The organism is Pedococcus sp. (assembly GCF_036000045.1).
Lineage (GTDB): Bacteria > Actinomycetota > Actinomycetes > Actinomycetales > Dermatophilaceae > Pedococcus.
Genome location: NZ_DASYGF010000052.1, coordinates 26999 through 44034, shown reverse-complemented (window position 1 = coordinate 44034; position 17036 = coordinate 26999). Strand labels below are relative to the sequence as shown.

16 protein-coding genes are annotated in these 17036 nt (G+C 69.3%); 8 read left to right on the top strand and 8 right to left on the bottom strand.

Annotation, left to right across the window (positions count from 1 at the left end; translation table 11 throughout):
• Positions 1 to 34: 34 nt before the first annotated feature.
• The 5 genes from VGN50_RS08500 to VGN50_RS08480 all read left to right on the top strand — a co-directional run bounded on the left by VGN50_RS08500 (position 35) and on the right by VGN50_RS08480 (position 4782).
• Complete coding sequence (locus tag VGN50_RS08500; protein ID WP_327444340.1) at positions 35 to 1303, top strand: ABC transporter substrate-binding protein; 1269 nt, start codon at positions 35 to 37, stop codon at positions 1301 to 1303.
• Between the two features lie 144 nt (positions 1304 to 1447).
• Complete coding sequence (locus VGN50_RS08495; RefSeq protein ID WP_327444313.1) at positions 1448 to 2506, top strand: sugar ABC transporter permease; 1059 nt, start codon at positions 1448 to 1450, stop codon at positions 2504 to 2506.
• Position 2507: 1 nt separating this feature from the next.
• Positions 2508 to 3419, top strand: a complete 912-nt coding sequence (locus tag VGN50_RS08490) for a carbohydrate ABC transporter permease (RefSeq protein ID WP_327444312.1) — start codon at positions 2508 to 2510, stop codon at positions 3417 to 3419.
• 24 nt (positions 3420 to 3443) lie between these two features.
• The gene (locus tag VGN50_RS08485; protein ID WP_327444311.1) at positions 3444 to 3668 is read left to right on the top strand and encodes a hypothetical protein; all 225 of its coding nucleotides are present in this window, start codon (positions 3444 to 3446) and stop codon (positions 3666 to 3668) included.
• Positions 3669 to 3708: 40 nt separating this feature from the next.
• Positions 3709 to 4782 (top strand): LacI family DNA-binding transcriptional regulator, encoded by a 1074-nt coding sequence (locus VGN50_RS08480; RefSeq protein WP_327444310.1) that lies wholly within the window; start codon positions 3709 to 3711, stop codon positions 4780 to 4782.
• A 43-nt stretch (positions 4783 to 4825) separates the two neighbouring features.
• On the opposite strand, the gene VGN50_RS08475 is transcribed toward VGN50_RS08480, so the two are convergent.
• Positions 4826 to 6973: a DNA topoisomerase IV subunit B gene (locus VGN50_RS08475; RefSeq protein WP_327444309.1), complete on the bottom strand. Its 2148-nt coding sequence runs from the start codon at positions 6971 to 6973 to the stop codon at positions 4826 to 4828.
• A gap of 346 nt (positions 6974 to 7319) precedes the next feature.
• On the opposite strand from VGN50_RS08475, the gene VGN50_RS08470 reads away from it, so the two are divergent.
• The gene (locus VGN50_RS08470) at positions 7320 to 7541 is read left to right on the top strand and encodes a DUF7455 domain-containing protein (protein WP_327444308.1); all 222 of its coding nucleotides are present in this window, start codon (positions 7320 to 7322) and stop codon (positions 7539 to 7541) included.
• Positions 7542 to 7575: 34 nt separating this feature from the next.
• Positions 7576 to 8061: a DUF456 domain-containing protein gene (locus VGN50_RS08465; RefSeq protein WP_327444307.1), complete on the top strand. Its 486-nt coding sequence runs from the start codon at positions 7576 to 7578 to the stop codon at positions 8059 to 8061.
• Between the two features lie 75 nt (positions 8062 to 8136).
• Here the strand turns inward: VGN50_RS08465 and VGN50_RS08460 are convergent, their stop codons facing one another.
• From VGN50_RS08460 to VGN50_RS08435, 6 genes are all read right to left on the bottom strand, one after another.
• Entirely contained in the window at positions 8137 to 8538 is a 402-nt protein-coding gene (locus VGN50_RS08460; protein WP_327444306.1) for a DUF3040 domain-containing protein, read from the bottom strand.
• 149 nt (positions 8539 to 8687) lie between these two features.
• Positions 8688 to 9971, bottom strand: coding sequence for a DNA polymerase IV (gene dinB, locus VGN50_RS08455; RefSeq protein ID WP_327444305.1), 1284 nt, complete (start codon positions 9969 to 9971; stop codon positions 8688 to 8690).
• Positions 9972 to 9980: 9 nt separating this feature from the next.
• Positions 9981 to 10754, bottom strand: coding sequence for a methyltransferase domain-containing protein (locus tag VGN50_RS08450; RefSeq protein WP_327444303.1), 774 nt, complete (start codon positions 10752 to 10754; stop codon positions 9981 to 9983).
• A 101-nt stretch (positions 10755 to 10855) separates the two neighbouring features.
• A complete protein-coding gene (locus VGN50_RS08445) occupies positions 10856 to 14734 on the bottom strand; it encodes a DNA polymerase III subunit alpha (protein WP_327444302.1) in 3879 nt (1292 codons plus the stop codon).
• A complete protein-coding gene (locus tag VGN50_RS08440) occupies positions 14721 to 15233 on the bottom strand; it encodes an SAV_6107 family HEPN domain-containing protein (protein WP_327444301.1) in 513 nt (170 codons plus the stop codon). The genes VGN50_RS08445 and VGN50_RS08440 overlap by 14 nt, the downstream gene beginning before the upstream one ends.
• A 9-nt stretch (positions 15234 to 15242) precedes the next feature.
• Positions 15243 to 15593 (bottom strand): DUF6504 family protein, encoded by a 351-nt coding sequence (locus tag VGN50_RS08435; RefSeq protein ID WP_327444300.1) that lies wholly within the window; start codon positions 15591 to 15593, stop codon positions 15243 to 15245.
• A 260-nt stretch (positions 15594 to 15853) separates the two neighbouring features.
• On the opposite strand from VGN50_RS08435, the gene VGN50_RS08430 reads away from it, so the two are divergent.
• Complete coding sequence (locus tag VGN50_RS08430) at positions 15854 to 16387, top strand: YbaK/EbsC family protein (RefSeq protein WP_327444299.1); 534 nt, start codon at positions 15854 to 15856, stop codon at positions 16385 to 16387.
• A 106-nt stretch (positions 16388 to 16493) separates the two neighbouring features.
• Here VGN50_RS08430 and VGN50_RS08425 read toward each other — a convergent pair whose 3' ends face one another.
• The gene (locus VGN50_RS08425; protein ID WP_327444298.1) at positions 16494 to 16886 is read right to left on the bottom strand and encodes a VOC family protein; all 393 of its coding nucleotides are present in this window, start codon (positions 16884 to 16886) and stop codon (positions 16494 to 16496) included.
• Positions 16887 to 17036 lie beyond the last annotated feature (150 nt).

Below are 17036 nucleotides of genomic sequence, written 5' to 3'. Positions count from 1 at the left end.
CGCGAGAAATGGAGGCGGGCGTATGGCCCTCCGAATGCACAAGCGCCGCACCCTCATGGTGATGGCAGGGGCAGTGTCCGTGGCGGTGAGCGTCGCGGCCTGTGGCGGTGGTGGCAGCAGCTCCGGCAGCTCTGGGTCCGCCGACAACGCCCGCGGCCCCATCACCTATGTCCAAGGCAAGGACAACAGCAACGTCTTGGCCCCCCAGGCGGCGCGTTGGAACGCTGCCCACCCCACCGAGAAGGTCACGGTCAAGGAGCAGTCCGACCAGGCCGACCAGCAGCACAGCGACCTCGTCCAGCACTTCCAGGCCAAGGACTCCGGCTACGACGTGGTCTCTGTCGACGTGGTGTGGACGGCCGAGTTCGCCGCCAAGGGCTGGCTGACGCCGCTCACGGGCAAGCTCGCTCTGCCGACCACCGGGTTCCTCGCTCCGACCGTCAAGGCAGCGACGTACAACAACACGTTGTTCGCCGCCCCGACGTCCTCGGACGGCGGCCTGCTCTACTACCGCAGCGACCTCGTCAAGACGCCGCCGAAGACCATCGACGAGATGTGGTCGATGTGCTCGATCGCCAAGGCGCACAACATGGGCTGCTTCGCCGGCCAGTTCGCCAAGTACGAGGGGCTGACCTGTAACGCCACCGAGTGGATGAACGCTTACGGCGCCAAGATGGTCGACTCGGCCGGCAAGCCGACCGCGGACTCCCCCGAGGCCGCCAAGGGTCTGCAGGCGCTCGCCGACCACTACAAGAACGGCGACATCCCCAAGGAAGCCATCACCTACCAGGAGGAGCAGAGCCGCGCAGCGTTCCAGAGCGGCAAGCTGCTGTTCCTGCGCAACTGGCCGTACGTCTACAACCTGGCCAGCACCGATGCCTCGTCGCAGGTCAAGGGCAAGTTCGCCGTCGCCCCGCTGCCTGGCCTGACCGGCCCGGGCACCTCGACGCTGGGTGGTCACATGGCCGCCATCAGCGCCTACTCCAAGCACAAGGCCACGGCTCTGGACTTCCTGAAGTTCCTCACCAGCCCGGCCGAGCAGAAGACCAACATGGAGAAGGCCTCCCTCGCCCCGGTCATCGAGTCGATCTACACCGACCCGGCACTGGTGTCGAAGTACCCCTACCTGCCGGTCCTCTTGACCTCGATCAAGAACGCGGTGTCGCGCCCGGTGACGCCGTTCTACCCTGGGATCACCAGCGCCATCCAGGAGAACGCCTACGCGGCCATCCAAGGTCAGAAGTCACCGCAGCAAGCCGTCAAGGACATGCAGGCGGCCATGGTGGCTGCCTCGGGCGGCTGATCGCCAGCACGATCGTCCCAAGCGCTGTGGGGGTGGCCCACACGGGCCACCCCCACAGCGCTAGTACGGATCTCCCCATGCAGGGCTGAACACCACCAACCCGAACCGATGTCGGGGGCGCATCCTTTTCGTCAAGGAGCAGGCATGAGCGCAGTCGCGGAAAGAACACCACAACCGGTCGACAACAAGCCGGCCAAGAAGAGCAAGGGACTCAACGCGGGTCAAGGGCGTCGCGGGCTGCTGCTGGTCACCCCGACGATCATCTTCCTCGGCGTCATCATCATCTTTCCGCTGCTGAAGGCCGTGCAGCTCTCCTTCTCCAAGGACCCCGGCCTGGACAAGGCGACGGGACTGTTCGTGCAAGGCGGCGCTGCCGGCATCTCGAACTACACCCACTGGCTACTGCAACAGTGTGGCAATGTCAGCTGCCCCCCGGGCACCCTCGGCAACCAGTTCTACAACGCCCTCTGGGTGACGCTCTTCTTCACCGTCACCAGCGTGATCATCGAGATCATCCTCGGCATCTGGTTCGCCATGATCATGAACCGCGAGTTCCGAGGGCGTGCCCTGGTGCGCGCAGCCATCCTCGTGCCGTGGGCCATTCCCACCGCGGTCACGGCCAAGCTCTTCTACTTCATGTTCGCCTACGACGGGATCGTCAACCACCTGATCGGCGTTGTCGGCATCAGCCCGCAGCTGTGGACCAGCGACCCGTGGGCCGCCAAGTTCGCGATCGTCATCGCCGACGTCTGGAAGACGACCCCCTTCATGGCGCTGCTCATCCTCGCCGGCCTGCAGCTCATCCCGGGTGACGTCTACGAGGCAGCGCAGATCGATGGCGCGAGCAAATGGCAGACCTTCACCAAGATCACCCTTCCGCTGGTCAAGACGCCGCTCATGGTCGCCGTGCTGTTCCGCACCCTCGACGTGCTCCGCATCTACGACCTGCCGGCCATCCTCACCGGCGGCGCAGGTGGCACCACCTCCCTGTCCATGCTGGTGATCAAGCAGAAGGACCAGGGTTTCGACAGTGCCTCCGCCCTGTCGACCATCGTCTTCCTGCTCATCGCGTTCACCGCGTTCTTGTTCATCAAGTTCGGCGGTGCGGACGTGATCAAGCGGCCGCCTTCGAGCGACAAGAAGGCCGTCGCCCCCGCACCCACCAACCCGGTCGCCGCGAACGCCACCACCCCGGGAGCCTGAGATGAGCACGACTACCACCGCCACCACGGCCCCTCCCGCCAGCGGCAGGACCGAGGCCCAGGAGATCCACTTCAAGAGCGACCGCAATGCCAAGCTCCGGATGTATATCGGCCTGGCTGTGCTCGTGATCTGGGGTCTCTCGCCGTTCTACTGGATGGTCGTCACGGCCTTCCGCGATGTCGGTTACACCTTCGACAGCACCCCGTGGCCCACCCACGTGACGTTGGACAACTTCAGGACGGCCTTCTCCACCGACCGAGGCAACCACTTCGGCGCGGCCCTCGTGCACTCGCTGATCATCGGTATCGCCGTGACCGCCGTGGCCATGCTCGTCGGCGTCTTCGCGTCCTATGCTCTGGCCCGCCTGGACTTCCCAGCCAAGTACGCCGTCCTCGGAGTCATCCTCGGCGCCTCGATGTTTCCCGGTGTCGCCCTGGTCTCGCCGCTGTTCCAGATGTTCACTGACTTCGGATGGATGAGCGGCGCGAACTACCAGGCGCTGATCATCCCCGACATCTCGTTCGCCTTGCCGTTGACGATCTACACCCTCACGGCGTTCCTCTCCGAGATGCCATGGGAGCTCGAGGAGTCGGCACGCATCGACGGCTGCACGCCCGGTCAGGCGTTCCGCAAGATCATGCTCCCGCTCGCGGCGCCCGGTCTGTTCACCACGGCGATCCTGGCGTTCATCGCCAGCTGGAACGAGTACCTGCTGGCCCAGCAGTTCTCGACCCCACAGACCCAGACCGTCACCGTGGCCATCGCCCAGTTCACGGGCGCACAGCCGCACCAGGAGCCCTACACCGCCGTCATGGCCGCCGGAACCATCGTCACCGTGCCGTTGATCATCATGGTGCTGATCTTCCAGCGTGCGATCGTCTCGGGCCTCACGGCGGGGGGTGTCAAGGGCTAGCCATCAGGCCAGCCCTGACCTCCCATGGGACTTTTCAACCCAGGGAGCGGCACCGGCGGTCAGCGGGCCAAGGCCCAAAGACTGGAGGTGCTGCTCGGCCTCATCGGGTTCTTCGCCTTCATGGCCATGATCCAGACGGTCGTGCTGGAGGTCCGCGGGAAGGCGGCGGGTGGGTCCGCTGCTCTCCTCGCGGTGCTCCTGGCCCTCGTCTGGCTGATCTGGAGAGCTCGACGCAACACCGGCGTCTGAGCCCATCGTCTGAGCCCATGCCGGTCACAACGAGGTGAACATGAGCACGATCAGCGATGTCGCCAAGGCAGCGGGAGTGTCCGTCGCGACCGTGTCCCGCGCCCTGCGAGGTGTCGGGCGGGTCAGCCCCGGCACGCGTGAGCGGGTTCTCGAAGCGGCCACGGAGCTGCACTACGTCGCCTCCCCCGCAGCGACCAGCCTGGTGTCCGGACGCTCGCGGGGCATCGCCGTGGTCGTCCCGTACTTCAACCGGTGGTTCTTCGCGACCGTGGTGAGCGGCATCGAGAAGGCTCTGCGCGAGGACGGTCACCACGTCCTGCTGATCGACCTCGAGGGCCACACCTTCGACACCCGGCTGCGCCTGACCCAGAACATGCTGTGGAAGCGCGCCGACGGCGTCATCATGCTCAACATCCCACCTGCCGTGGGCGAGCGAGCGATCCTCGACCGGCTCGGCATACCGGTCATCACCGTCGGGAACCGTCAGGTCGGCTGGCCGTCGGTCCGCATCGACGACGCGCAGGCCATGGCGCTCGCGACGCGCCATGTGATCGGGCTGGGTCACACGAGGATCGGGTATGCCGGCATGGTGCCTTCCTCGGTCACGCACCTCCAGACGCCGCTGGACCGGCGTGACGCGTTCGACCGGACCCTGGCCGAGCACAACCTCTCCTGTCCGCCCCGATGGGTGCTCGAGTGCGACTGGACGGCCCACGACGCCGCCGAGCACGCGCTGACGATGCTGGCAGACGACGACCGTCCCACCGCCATCGTGGCCGCCTCCGACGAGATCGCGTTCGGGGTGCTGAGCGCGGCCCGGCGTCTGGGGCTGGAGGTCCCCCGTGAGCTCTCCGTGATCGGGATCGACGACCACGTGCACGCGGAGATCTTCGACCTCACCACGGTGCGCCAGGACGTCGAGCAGCAGGGCCGCCGCGCGGGACGCCTCATGCTCGACACGCTGCGTGGCCACGAGGTCCCCCACGACCATGACGAGCTCCACGGGGTCGAGCTCGTGGTCCGCGGCTCGACCGCAGCCCCTGGCGCCTCCAGGCTGCCACCGCCCGTTCGTGCCGGATCGCACCAGCGCGCGCAGGTCCCCCAGCAGGCCTGAGGCTGCGGCTCAGGCGCCACCCGTAGGTCACGCAGCCTGCAGGTCAGGCGTCGATGCGCTCTCGGTCGAGCTCGGCGGCCGACTCCACGATGAAGTCCTTGCGCGGGCCTACGTCGTTGCCCATGAGCAGCTCGAAGACCCGCTCGGCCATCTCGGCGTCTTTGAGGGTGACCCGGCGCAGGGTGCGATGCCGGGGGTCCATGGTCGTCTCGGCGAGCTGGTCCGCGTCCATCTCACCCAGGCCCTTGTACCGCTGCAGGGGCTGCTTGATGTTCTTGCCCCGCTTGCCCAGGGAAGCCAGCGTCGTGCGCAGCTCCTTGTCGGAGTACGTGTAGATGAGCTCGTTCTTCTTGACGCCCGGGTTGACCACCTCGATGCGGTGCAGCGGCGGCACGGCGGCATAGACACGGCCGGCGTCGACGAGCGGCCGCATGTAGCGGAAGAACAGTGTCAGCAGCAGCGTGCGGATGTGTGCGCCGTCGACATCGGCATCCGTCATGATGACGATCTTGCCGTACCGCGCCGCATCGAGGTCGAAGGAGCGGCCGGAACCTGCACCGATCACCTGGATGATCGCCGCGCACTCGGCGTTCTTGAGCATGTCGGCGACGCTGGCCTTCTGGACGTTGAGGATCTTGCCTCGGATGGGCAGCAGGGCCTGGTAGTCGCTGGAGCGGGCGAGCTTCGCGGTGCCGAGGGCGCTGTCACCTTCGACGATGAAGAGCTCGGACCGCTCGACGTCGGTGGACCGGCAGTCCGCGAGCTTGGCCGGCAGGGACGAGGTCTCCAGGGCGTTCTTGCGACGCTGGGTCTCCTTGTGCAGCCGCGCGCTGATCCGCGACTTCATCTCGGAGACGACCTTCTCGAGCAGTAACGCCGCCTGGGCCTTCTCTCCCCTTTTGGCCGAGGTCAGGCAGGCGGTGAGCTCCTGCTCGACGACCTTGGCGACGATCGCCCGGACGGCGGAGGTCCCCAGCACCTCCTTGGTCTGTCCCTCGAACTGGGGCTCGGCCAGCCGAACGGTGACCACAGCGGTCAGGCCGGCCATGACGTCGTCCTTCTCGGCCTTGTCGCTGCCCACCTTGAGCCGGCGGCTGTTGAGCTCGAGCTGCTTGCGGAACACCTTCAGGAGCGCCTGCTCGAAGCCGGCCATATGGGTGCCGCCCTTGGGGGTGGCGATGATGTTGACGAACGAGCTCACCTTGGTCTCATAGCCGGTGCCCCAGCGGACCGCGATGTCGACGACGCACTCGCGCTCGACGTCAGTGGGCGACATGTGGCCCTGGCTGTCGAGCACGGGCACCGTCTCGGTGAACGTGCCAGTGCCCTGCAGCCTCCAGACGTCGGTGACGGCGGCATCGGGGGCCAGGAACTCGGCGAACTCGGAGATGCCACCGTCGTGAACGAAGGTCTCCTCGTGCGGGCCATTCTCCCCCGGTGTGCCCGGCAGGCCGCGCTCGTCGCGGATGACCAGCGTCAGGCCGGGGACGAGGAACGAGGTCTGACGGGCGCGGGCGACCAGCTGGTCGTAGTCGAACGCGGCGTCCTTGAGGAAGATCTGCCGGTCGGCCCAGTAGCGGACGCGGGTGCCGGTGACCCCTCGCTTCGCCTTGCCGATGACCGCCAGCTCGCTGCGCCGCTCGTAGGGCGTGAACTCGTGCTCCGGGTCCTTCTCGTGGCTCGCGACGTCGGGGAAGTAGCCGGGCTCACCCCGGCGGAAGCTCATGGCGTATGTCTTGCCGCCCCGGTCCACCTCGACGTCGAGTCGCGCCGAGAGCGCGTTGACCACCGACGCCCCGACGCCGTGAAGCCCACCAGAGGCGGTGTAGGAGCCGCCCCCGAACTTGCCGCCTGCGTGCAGCTTGGTGAAGACCACCTCGACACCCGTCAGCCCCGTGCGCGGCTCGATGTCGACCGGGATGCCGCGGGCGTTGTCGGCCACCTCGACCGAGCCGTCCCGGTGCAGGACGACGTCGATGCGCTCACCGTGGCCGGCGAGGGCCTCGTCGACGGCGTTGTCGATGATCTCCCAGAGGCAGTGCATGAGGCCGCGGCCGTCGGTCGACCCGATGTACATGCCCGGACGCTTGCGCACCGCCTCGAGCCCTTCGAGGACCTGGAGGTGGTGCGCGCTGTAGTCCGACGACGACTTGGTCGTCGCGGCCTTCTTGGCAGTGGTGGCTGCAGCCACGGCCTTCCCTTCTCGACTCGCCGTCCGGCGAGGTCGCCGGACGGTCCCAGCAGGCTATCCCGAGCACCCCGCGCACCCGGCGCAGGCACGCGGCATACGGCGGTGGTCGTCGAGGTCGTCCGCGCGCACCCATCCACCGGACGTCCGACCTACGAATCCCCCGATACGACATGAGGTGACCCACAACGTGGGCCAATGCGCGTCGGGAAGAACTGACCGTGCTTGACTGTTGTCACCGGCGCTGGTGTGGGTACGCACGAAGTCGTGACAGAAAGTCGCGGCAACGGACAACCCAAACCGGAGATGGAACGTCTCATCAGAGACACGAGAACGAAGGAAGGCTGACGTGACTACTGCACTGGCACCCACTTTGACCGCGGCGGACCGCTGCGACCGCTGCGGAGCCCAGGCCTACGTGCGCGCTCGCCTTCACGCGGGCGGCGAGCTGTTGTTCTGTGCTCACCACGGCCGCGAGCACCTCCCGAAGCTGCGCGAGTACGCCGAGATCGACGACCAGAGCGAGCGGCTCAACGAGACGCCCGGCACGGCTCCAGCCGAGGAGCGCTGAGGGCCACTACTGACGTCGAGGTCGACCACCACCGATGGAGGCCTCCCTCTGGGTCCCCGCCCTCCTGATCCTGGTCGGGATGGTGGGGATCGTCCTACCCATGGTGCCGGGACTGCTGCTCGTGGTCGCGGGAGTCCTGGTCTGGGCACTCGACACCGGCACTCCCCTGGCCTGGACCGTCTTCGCGGTGACCGTGGTCCTGTGGGCGGCCGGCTTCGGGCTGCGGTATGCCGTGCCCGAACGGCGGCTGCGGGCGGCGGGGGTACGGCGCTCCACCCTCGTCCTGGCCGTGCTGCTGGGGCTGGTGGGTTTCTTCGTGGTGCCCGTGGTCGGTGGCGCGCTCGGCTTCGTCCTCGGGGTCTACCTGGTCGAGCTCGGCCACTCGCGCTCCAGCCGTGAGGCCTGGTCGTCCACGCGCAGCGCGCTCGGGGCAGTGTTCACCTCGATGGGCATCGACCTACTGGCCGCACTGGCGATCGCCACGACGTGGGTGGCCGGCGTCCTGCTCAGCCGCGCCTAGCACGCCGACGTTGCTGCGCCAGCGCTTAGCTGCTGCGCCAGTCTCTGGGTGCTGCGCCACCCAGACGTTCCGAGCTCAGTACTGGTCGCGGCGGCGGTCCCAGCGCTCCTCGAGGCGGTGCATGAACGATCCCGTGGTCTTGGGCGACCTCGCCCGAGGAGATGAGGCGACGGGGCGCACGGAGCCATCGGCCTGGACGGTTCCGAGCTTGGCACGCCCACGCGGTGGGGTCAGCGCGAACGCCACCGACGCGACCATGATCGCGAACCCAGCCACCCCGATCCACATCGTGGTGTTGACACCCACGAGCACCAGGCCCAGTCCCAGGAGCACGCCGACGACGCCGATGACCCGGCGCCGACGCGCTGCGGCCCTCGCCCCGGCCCCCTGCATCTGGGACGCGAACTTGGGGTCCTCGGCATACAGCGCCTGCTCCATCTGCTCAAGCAGCTGCTGTTCGTGCTCGGAGAGCGGCACGTTGACCTCCTGGCTTTCGGCGCATTCAGCGTTCACCTGGACCAACGCCCGAACGCCGCCGACGGTTGCACCCGCGTCTTGCGTCTGCATCGGTGCCGGTCAGCGCCCTGTGATGGCAACTTCAGGATATGTCTCCCAGCGGTGATGCACTAGCCGTTGGGAGGTCTGACTGGACCCTGGCCGGGCTCGCGAGGCGGCCCCGCCCTCCGGTCGCCGTCGCTGATGAGACTCGCGGGACGCACGCTACCCGCCCCGAACCGCGCGCTGGCCCGGTCGACGGCTCGGTCGGCCTCACGCCACCCGTGGTCGGGCTCGTCCAACAGGCCCTGGATGGGCGCGCCCTCCGCCTCGACCAGCCCCTCCATGCGCACGCCGACCAGCCGGATTCGCGCCCGCTGCAGCCCGAGCGCGTCGAACAGTGCCTTGGCCGTGTCGAAGATCTCACGGCTGACGTCGGTGGGGTCGCGCAGCGTCTTGCTGCGGGTGATCGTCGTGAAGTCGGCGAAGCGCACCTTGATCGAGACCGTGCGACCCAGCATCGCCGCGGAGCGGACCCGCGCTGCGGTGCGGTCGCTGAGCTTGAGGAGCTGGCGGTGGATGTATGCCGGGTCGTCCACGTCGAACTCGAAGGTCTCGTCGGAGCCGATGCTGCGCTCGCGACGCACCGGCTCGACCGAGCGTGGGTCGCGCCCCCACGCCAGGTCGTAGAGGGCAGGACCCGCCCCGTCGCCCAAGGCCCGCTTCAGGGTGTCGAGGGGCGTATGGGCGATGTCTGCCACGGTGTGCAGGCCCAGCCGGACGAGCGTCTCCTCGGTCTTGTCGCCGACCCCCCAGAGCGCACCGACGGGCAGCTGCTGGACGAAGCCGACCACCTCGTCCCGGGGCACGACCACCATGCCGTCGGGCTTGGCCAGGCCCGAGGCGAGCTTGGCGACGAACTTGCTGGGAGCGACGCCGACCGAGCAGGTGATCCCCTGCTCGTCGTGGATGGTGTCGCGCAGCAGCTGGCCGATGCGCGCCGGGCTGCCGAGGCGGCGGACGGCCCCGGCCACGTCGAGGAAGGCCTCGTCGAGGGACAGCGGCTCCACGAGGGGGGTGATCGTCTCGAAGGTGGCCATCACGGCTGCCGAGATCCGACTGTAGAGGGCATGGTCGGGGGCGATGACCGTGGCCTGCGGGCAGAGGCGCCGAGCCCGCGACATCGGCATCGCCGAGGCCACCCCGAAGGCCCTGGCCTCGTAGGTCGCGGACAGCACCACGCCCCGGTTGCCGCCCCCGCCGATGATCACCGGCGTGCCGACCAGCTCAGGACGGCTGAGCAATGAGGCCGAGGCATAGAAGGCGTCCATGTCGGCGTGCAGGACCGTGCAGCCGGTGTCGTCAGGCGGCTGCTGGGCGTTGCGCGCCGGAAGGGTGAACTGGCGCCGGCTCACGGCAGGCTCTCAGTTCCGGGCGAGAACGTGCACTGCAGCGCCGAGCTGGCCCAGGAAGCCGAAGTCGGGGTGCCGGCTCGCGGCGTTCTCCAGGTCGAGCAGGGCGATGCGCTCCGCCTCGGTGTCGATCAGGGCGGAGGGCACTAGGTCGCTGAACAGGCGGACGCCATGCTCGTCCACCACCGTGAGGCCGGTCTGCTCCACCATGGCCCGCAGGTCGGAGGCGTCGAACCGGCGCGGGAGCGGGTCGGCGCTGCCCCAACGGCCGTCCGGGCTCGTCAAGGCGGCGTGCGCCTGGGTGAACTGGCCGGCGAGGACCCGGGCCAGGACCACGGCCAGCCGCTGGGCGGCCACCAGGCTGAGGTGCCCGCCCGGGGCCAGGACGGCCGCCAGGGCCGCCACAGTCGCCGGTGGGTCGTCGACGACCTCGAGGGTGCCATGGCAGCAGACGAGATCGACCGGCTGGTCGCCGGCGAGCTCGGCGAGGGAGTCGGCGTCGCCCTGGACCGCGGTGACCCGCTCGGCGACACCGCGCTCTGCGCTGCGCCGGGAGAGCGAGGCGAGCGCGTCTGGGCTGGGGTCGACGACGGTGACGTCGTGGCCGAGCTCGGCCAGGGGGACGGCCAGTCCACCTGTGCCACCGCCGAGGTCGATGACCCGCAGCGGCCGGCCGAGGTGAGTCTGCTGGCGCTCGGTCAGGTCACGCACCGACGCCCACACCGCGGAGGTCCGCAGCGCCGTCTCGACGCCACCGCGTCGGGTCCGCCACTGCTCGTCGGCCACGGTGCTCTCCTTGGGGTCGAAGGTGGGTGGAAACGCGTCAGTCGGAGCTGGGCGGTCGGCGGGATGCAGATCCCGCACTGCCACCCTCCTGCACTGCCACCCTAATGGCCGGAGCTGCCCGGGCTGGAGTGCCAGAGCTTTCGGGGTGGACGGAAGTCGTCCGGGTCGGGGACGACACCGCCTTGGCCGAGCCGGTGAGAGCTGCGCACGTCCTCGCCCGGGGGCCGGGTGTCGGCATAGGGGGACTGCCGGAACCCAGAGGCGTGCACGAGCACTCTCCTGCCCCTGGCGCCGGCCCCATCCGCAGCCGCCTGCTGGTGCGCCAGGTCGAGAGCCTGCGCCTGCTCGGTCGCGGCGCGCTCACCGGCCTCCATCGCGGCATACACAGCGTCGAGCCCACCCGCCCGCCAGGCCTCCCACAGCGGGGTGAGCTCCCACGCGCCGGTCGCTCGCAACGAGACCCCCCGGGCACCGGTGCGTCTCACCACGCCCCGCACCAGCAGCATCCACGAGTGGAAGACCGTGGCGGCATAGGGCCCTTGCACGTCCTCGAAGAAGGTGGCGTCGACCGGACCGGTGCCGTCATCGAGGGTGAGGAACACGACTCGCCGGCCCGAGCGGATCGGCGGAGTCTGCGTGGCGACCTTGACCCCACAGGCCCACACGGTCGAGCGGCTGCGAGCGGTCAACAGGTCGCGGCTACGGGTGACCCCCAAGGCATCGAGCATCGGGGCATAGAAGTCGACGACGTGAGCACTGGCATCCAGGCCCAGGATGTCGAGCTCGGCGCGCACCCGCTCTGGTCCACTCAGCTCAGGAAGCCCCGTACCGCTGGTGAGCTCGGGACGGTCTCCGAGGTCGAGGGCGAGCTGGGTCGGCTGCTCGGCCCGCACCGGCAGGGCGGCCTGTGACTGCGCCGCGGCCCGGCCTCGCACCTCGGCGCCCTCGATCGCCCCTGTGGCTGCCTGCGGGCCGCGGGACCGGGCCGGGGCGACCCGTCGGCTCGAGCGCGTGAGCGCACGGCTGTAGCGGTCGAGCTCGGCAACGTGGAGCAGCAGGTCGCGTCGGGTGGTGCGACCCCGGCGGCTCTGACCACTGATGCCGTAGAGGACGTCGAACGCGCCCGCGAGCACGAGTCGCTCGGCGATGGGCCGCGACACCTGGGCCCGATGCCAGAAGTCGGATAGCCCGGCATAGGGCTGACCGGCGACGATGCGCGCGACCTCGGCGTCGCTGATGCCGCGGACGTCGGCGAGGGACAACCGGATGCCGTAGTCATGGGCGTCGGGCAGGTCGGGGTGCGCCGGGGTGAAGGCTCCACTGTCAGCGGGGTCGAGCCGCTCGATGCGGTAGGTGCCCGTCGAGGCGTTGACGTCGAGCCCGAGGACGGCGATACCGAGCGAGCGGGCGTCGTCGAGGATGAGCCGCTTGGGGTACATGCCGGGGTCGTGGGTCAGGACGCCGGCGAGGAATGCCGCGGGATGGTGGGTCTTGAGCCACGCCGAATGGTAGGTGGGCAGCGCGAAGGCCGCCGCGTGGGCCTTGCAGAAGCCGAACGACGCGAACGCCTTGAGCACCTCCCAGATGCGGTCCACATCGGCGGGCGCATAGCCGCGGGCCAGGGCTGCCGGGCGCCACCAGGCCTCGGTCTCGAGCTGGCCCTTGGGTGTGCCGAGTGCCCGGCGGACCTCGTCGGCCTGGGCCAGGGACACCCCCGTGGTCTCGGCCACGATCATCAGGACCTGCTCGTGGAAGACCACCACACCCTCGGTCTGCTCCAGCGCCCTGACCAGGGTCGGGTGGAGATGGCTGACGGCCTTCCAGCCGTGGCGCGCCTCGAGGAACGGCGTGATCATGTCGGACTTCACCGGGCCGGGCCGGAACAGCGAGATGTCGATGATGAGGTCCTCGAACCGCTCCGGCCCGAACTTGCCGATCAGCTCACGTTGACCCGGGCTCTCGATCTGGAAGCAGCCGAGCGTGTGGCTGGTGCGGATGAGCCGGAACGTCGCGTCGTCGTCCAGGGGCACCTGGGTCTGGTCGTCGAGGTCGACCTCGACGCCGTCGACGCGGGCCACCTCCTGGACGGCATGGGCCATGGCCGACTGCATACGGATGCCGAGCACGTCGAGCTTGAGCAGCCCCAAGGTCTCGACGTCGTCCTTGTCGAACTGGCTCATCGGGAACCCCAGCCAGCTTGCCTCCACCGGGGTGCGGTCGAGCAGACCCCCATCGGACAGGATCACTCCGCAGGGATGCAGCGCGATGTGGCGAGGCAGGCCGTCGAGGCGCTCAACGAGGTCGAACAGCGCCCGCAACCGCGGGCTGTCCAGGCCCCTGGCCCGCAGCTCGGGCAGCTCGGCGATGGCGCTGCGGACGTCACGGGCGCGGATGTGCGGGAACGCCTTGGCGATCTCGTCGATCTCGCTCGGTGGGAGGCCGAGCGCTGCCCCGACATCGCGGATCGCGTGTCTGACCTTGTAGGTGTCCATCATCGAGACACAGGTGACCCGCTCGCCGCCGAACCGGTCGAGGATCCGCTGGTAGACCTCGGTGCGCCGGGCGGACTCGACGTCGATGTCGATGTCGGGCAGCTCGGCGCGCAGTGGCGAGCAGAACCGCTCCATGAGCAGGTCGTAGCGGATCGGGTCGACCCCACTGATCCCCAGCAGATAGTTGACCAAGGACCCGGCTCCGGAGCCGCGCGCAGCGACGCGCACGCCCAGGTCACGGATCAGGTCGACGACCTGGGCCACGGTGAGGAAGTACGTCGGATAGCCCAGCTCGGCGATGACCTTGAGCTCGTCGGTGAGCCGGCTCTCCACCGCCAGCAGGTCACGCTCGCTCACCCCGGGATACCGCCGGGCCACGGCCTCACGACACCGCTGCTCAAGCATCACCTGGGCACTCATGCCGGGCTCGACGCCCACGGTCTCGGGCTCGGGGAGGTGGACCGACCCGATACCGAGGTCATGCCGGGGGCTTTGGGCACACGCGAGCCCCAACGCCACCGTGCGCGCCAGCAGGGTGTCGGCCCTGGAGCGGTCGCCACCGGTGACGTCGAGGGCGATGGCGCGCATCGTGTCGGTCGTCGCGAGATGGGCGGCGTCCGTCACCCGGTCGAGGTGGCGGGTGTCGAGCGCGACCAGCCGGCGGGCTGCGTCGAGAACGTCGACCACGGCGGACTCGCCTGGGTCGACGTGGCGGACCGCCGCGGTGAGAACGGCGGGAAGGCCTTGCTCGTCGGCCAAGCCCAGCAGGCGCGCCGCATGGGTCCGCGATGCCGGCGTGCCGTCGGGGCCACCGTGGCAGACCACCTCGATGACCAGAGCGTCAGGAGGCAGTCGGCGACGCCACTCGGCCAACAGGTCACGCGCCCGGTCGAGACGACGGGCGCGCACGGCCCGTCCCACGTCGGAGTCCGGGCCGAGCAGCACCACCAGCGGAGCGGCGTGGTGCTCGGCTTCGCGGCCGCGCGGATCACGGCCAGCGCCCGCACATCGAGCCGCGATCAGGCTGACGGCGCTGACAGGCACGCCGCGCTCACCGCGCAGATGGGTGTCGGTGACCAGCCTGCACAGCGCCGCCCAGCCCACTCCTGCCGGAACGCCGGCGGACCGGCCTCGGGCCAGCACGGTCACGCGTGGGTGGCGTGGGTCGCGCTCGGCTCCACCCCGCACCGGAGTGCGTCCGCCATGCGGTCCATCGTCGGGGGCTCCGTTGTGGGGGCCTCGGTTGCCTTGTCTCGCAGCAGGATCGGGGCCGACGGCCAGGTCGACGCCCAGCACAGGAGAGATGCCTGCGGTGGCAGCTGCGGTGGCGAACCGCACCGCGCCGTAGAGGCCGTCTCGGTCAGTCAGAGCCAGGACCGGCTGCCGATGCTGGGCAGCCCGCTCGACCAGTGCCTCAGGGGTCGCCGTGCCGTATCGCATGGAGAACCCCGACGCGACGTGCAGGTGGACGAACTCAGGGCTGGACATCGATCCCTCCCCCGCCGCGGGCTCCTTGCACCAGGCATGGCACGGTCGGCACCAACACGTCGGCCTGCGCCTGACCCTGCGCGGGAAGGCCCAGGTGGCGACAGACGAGGTCCAGGAAGATCTCGGCCTGACGCAGCAGGTCGTCGGCCTCGCGAGCACTCACCGGTCCGGAGCGGGCCGTGACCGTCTCGAAGAAGCCCGCCCACTCAGCGAGCTCGGGTGCCAAGCTCGGCACGAGCTGCCAGAGACTGTGGGGCCCGGTGACGTCGGTCCGCAGCGAGGCGCGTCGCGGATGGCCCCGGGTCGCCAGCATCGACGCCGCAGCCCGCAGAGCAGCCAGCTGGGCATGCTGGTGCCGGGTTGCCGTGTCTGAGCTCTGACAGGCCATGAGCAAGGAGTGGCGTGACCGGTCGAGCAGGTCGAGCTGGCTCGAGACATCAGCGGTGGAGGTCGCCCGGTCTGAGCCCACCGCGTCTGGCTCCGTCGTCGTCGGCGTCATCACGCCCCCTCAGTCCGCGACTCGCAGAAGCTGCCACTGGCTGGCCGGCTGACCACCCGGCTGACCACCCGGCTCTGCGGAGTCTGGATGCGTCGCACCCAGGTCGTAGACCCCCACGCCCCCCAGGCGTCCAGGACTGGCTTCGACGCGCCAGACACGGCGTTCACGGGCGTCGGTCAGCACATCGCGGCCCTCGCGCGCATCGCGCCACCAGGGACGTCGCTCCTGCCACTGGTCGAGGATCGTGCGCACGACGTAGAGCCGGCCACGCCACACGAAGGCAGCCGGCCTGGCGTCACGGGGGGTCTCCTCGCGATGGGCTTCGCGAACCTCGATGGGCTCTTCGTACCGGCGGACCACCAGGGGCCTCCTTTGCGATGGCAGGACGGAACAGGGCAGGCAAGATGCAGCGCGTGATGGGATGTGCGCCCTGGCCCTACGAGGGGCGGGGTCGAGGCGCCTGATCGCAGGGCCAGAGCCGCACAGGTGGCCGGTGACCAGCCACATTTCGAACATGTGTTCGATGAGAAAGACCGTACACCGGTGCGCTGACAACCCGCAATCCTCTGGCCGCTGAGCACCCTCTAGTCGACACAGGGCGCCGCGCCTAGCATTCGTTCATGTCGCAGCCTGACGCCCTGAGCGCATCCTCCGCTGCGCCAGACCTGAGGACCCACCCCGGAGTGCAGCGCGTCCTCGCCGCACTGGCTGTCTACGACGTGTTCCCCCAGGTGGTCGCCCTCCCCGACGCCGTCCGCACGGCTGCCGCGGCAGCCGCGGCCCTCAACATCACCGCGGCCGAGATTGCGAACTCCCTGGTCTTTCGGGCTCATGTCGAGAACGGCCCCGCCGAGCCCCTCCTCGTGCTCACCTCGGGAGCTCACAGGGTCGACCTGGTCAAGGTGGCCGACCTGCTCGACGGAGTCGACTACGTCGACCGTGCCGACGCCGACTTCGTCCGCGACCACACGGGTTTCGCCATCGGCGGCGTCGCCCCAGTCGGGCACCTGCATCCCGTCACGACGGTCGTCGACGTCTCGCTGAGCCGCTACCGGCACGTCTGGGCCGCGGCGGGCCACAGCCACACCGTCTTCAGAACGACGTACGAGGAGCTGCTCCGCGTCACCGGCGGTCACGCCATCGAGGTCGCCTGAGCCACCGGGCGCACCGACGTGCTTAGACGAGTCACCCGCCGATGACCGAGCACGCGGAGCTGGCCAGCTCAGGGCCGGGTCACTGGCCGTCATACCTCCCGGACGCTCAGGTCCCTTGCAGCCCACCCTCGTGGACGCACAGCACGTTGCCGTCCGGGTCGAGGAACCACGCCGAGCGCATACCGCCCATCTCGGCGATGTGATCCACCGTCTTCAGGCCGGGCAGGTCGTAGTCCTCGAACCTCACTCCCCGGCCCTCCAGGTCCGCGACCTCGGCACGCACATCCGGGACCTCCCAGGTCAGCGCCGTGCTCGGGTTCTGCGTGCCTGCCTCGCGAGGGAGCAGCAGGAGCGCCGCGCCACCGCCGAGCTGGTACAGCAGGCTGCCCTCCTCGTTCTTCCCGAGATACGGCAGGTCGAGCCTGTCGTAGAACTCCTTGGCACGGTAGGTGTCCGTGACGGGCAGCACCGCGGCGATCGCGCTCGTGGCCAGTGGCATGTGAGTACCTCCTCGTCGACACGTCCCTGCACTCTTGGCGCCTCCAGCCTGCGCCCGGTCCAGCCGACGGCACTCCGCCAAACTGACGAGATCTGTCGTACACGACAGAGTCCTGCCCCCACGCTCGCCTCCATGCCCCGACAATGGCGT

Excerpts from the sequence above, each read along its gene's own strand:
- VGN50_RS08485 (WP_327444311.1), top strand. The coding sequence starts at position 3,444 with ATGGGACTTTTCAACCCAGGGAGCGGCACCGGCGGTCAGCGGGCCAAG.
- VGN50_RS08445 (WP_327444302.1), bottom strand. The coding sequence starts at position 14,734 with ATGTCCAGCCCTGAGTTCGTCCACCTGCACGTCGCGTCGGGGTTCTCC.
- VGN50_RS08480 (WP_327444310.1), top strand. The coding sequence starts at position 3,709 with ATGAGCACGATCAGCGATGTCGCCAAGGCAGCGGGAGTGTCCGTCGCG.
- VGN50_RS08500 (WP_327444340.1), top strand. The coding sequence starts at position 35 with ATGCACAAGCGCCGCACCCTCATGGTGATGGCAGGGGCAGTGTCCGTG.
- VGN50_RS08430 (WP_327444299.1), top strand. The coding sequence starts at position 15,854 with ATGTCGCAGCCTGACGCCCTGAGCGCATCCTCCGCTGCGCCAGACCTG.
- VGN50_RS08440 (WP_327444301.1), bottom strand. The coding sequence starts at position 15,233 with ATGACGCCGACGACGACGGAGCCAGACGCGGTGGGCTCAGACCGGGCG.
- VGN50_RS08490 (WP_327444312.1), top strand. The coding sequence starts at position 2,508 with ATGAGCACGACTACCACCGCCACCACGGCCCCTCCCGCCAGCGGCAGG.
- VGN50_RS08495 (WP_327444313.1), top strand. The coding sequence starts at position 1,448 with ATGAGCGCAGTCGCGGAAAGAACACCACAACCGGTCGACAACAAGCCG.
- VGN50_RS08425 (WP_327444298.1), bottom strand. The coding sequence starts at position 16,886 with ATGCCACTGGCCACGAGCGCGATCGCCGCGGTGCTGCCCGTCACGGAC.
- VGN50_RS08465 (WP_327444307.1), top strand. The coding sequence starts at position 7,576 with ATGGAGGCCTCCCTCTGGGTCCCCGCCCTCCTGATCCTGGTCGGGATG.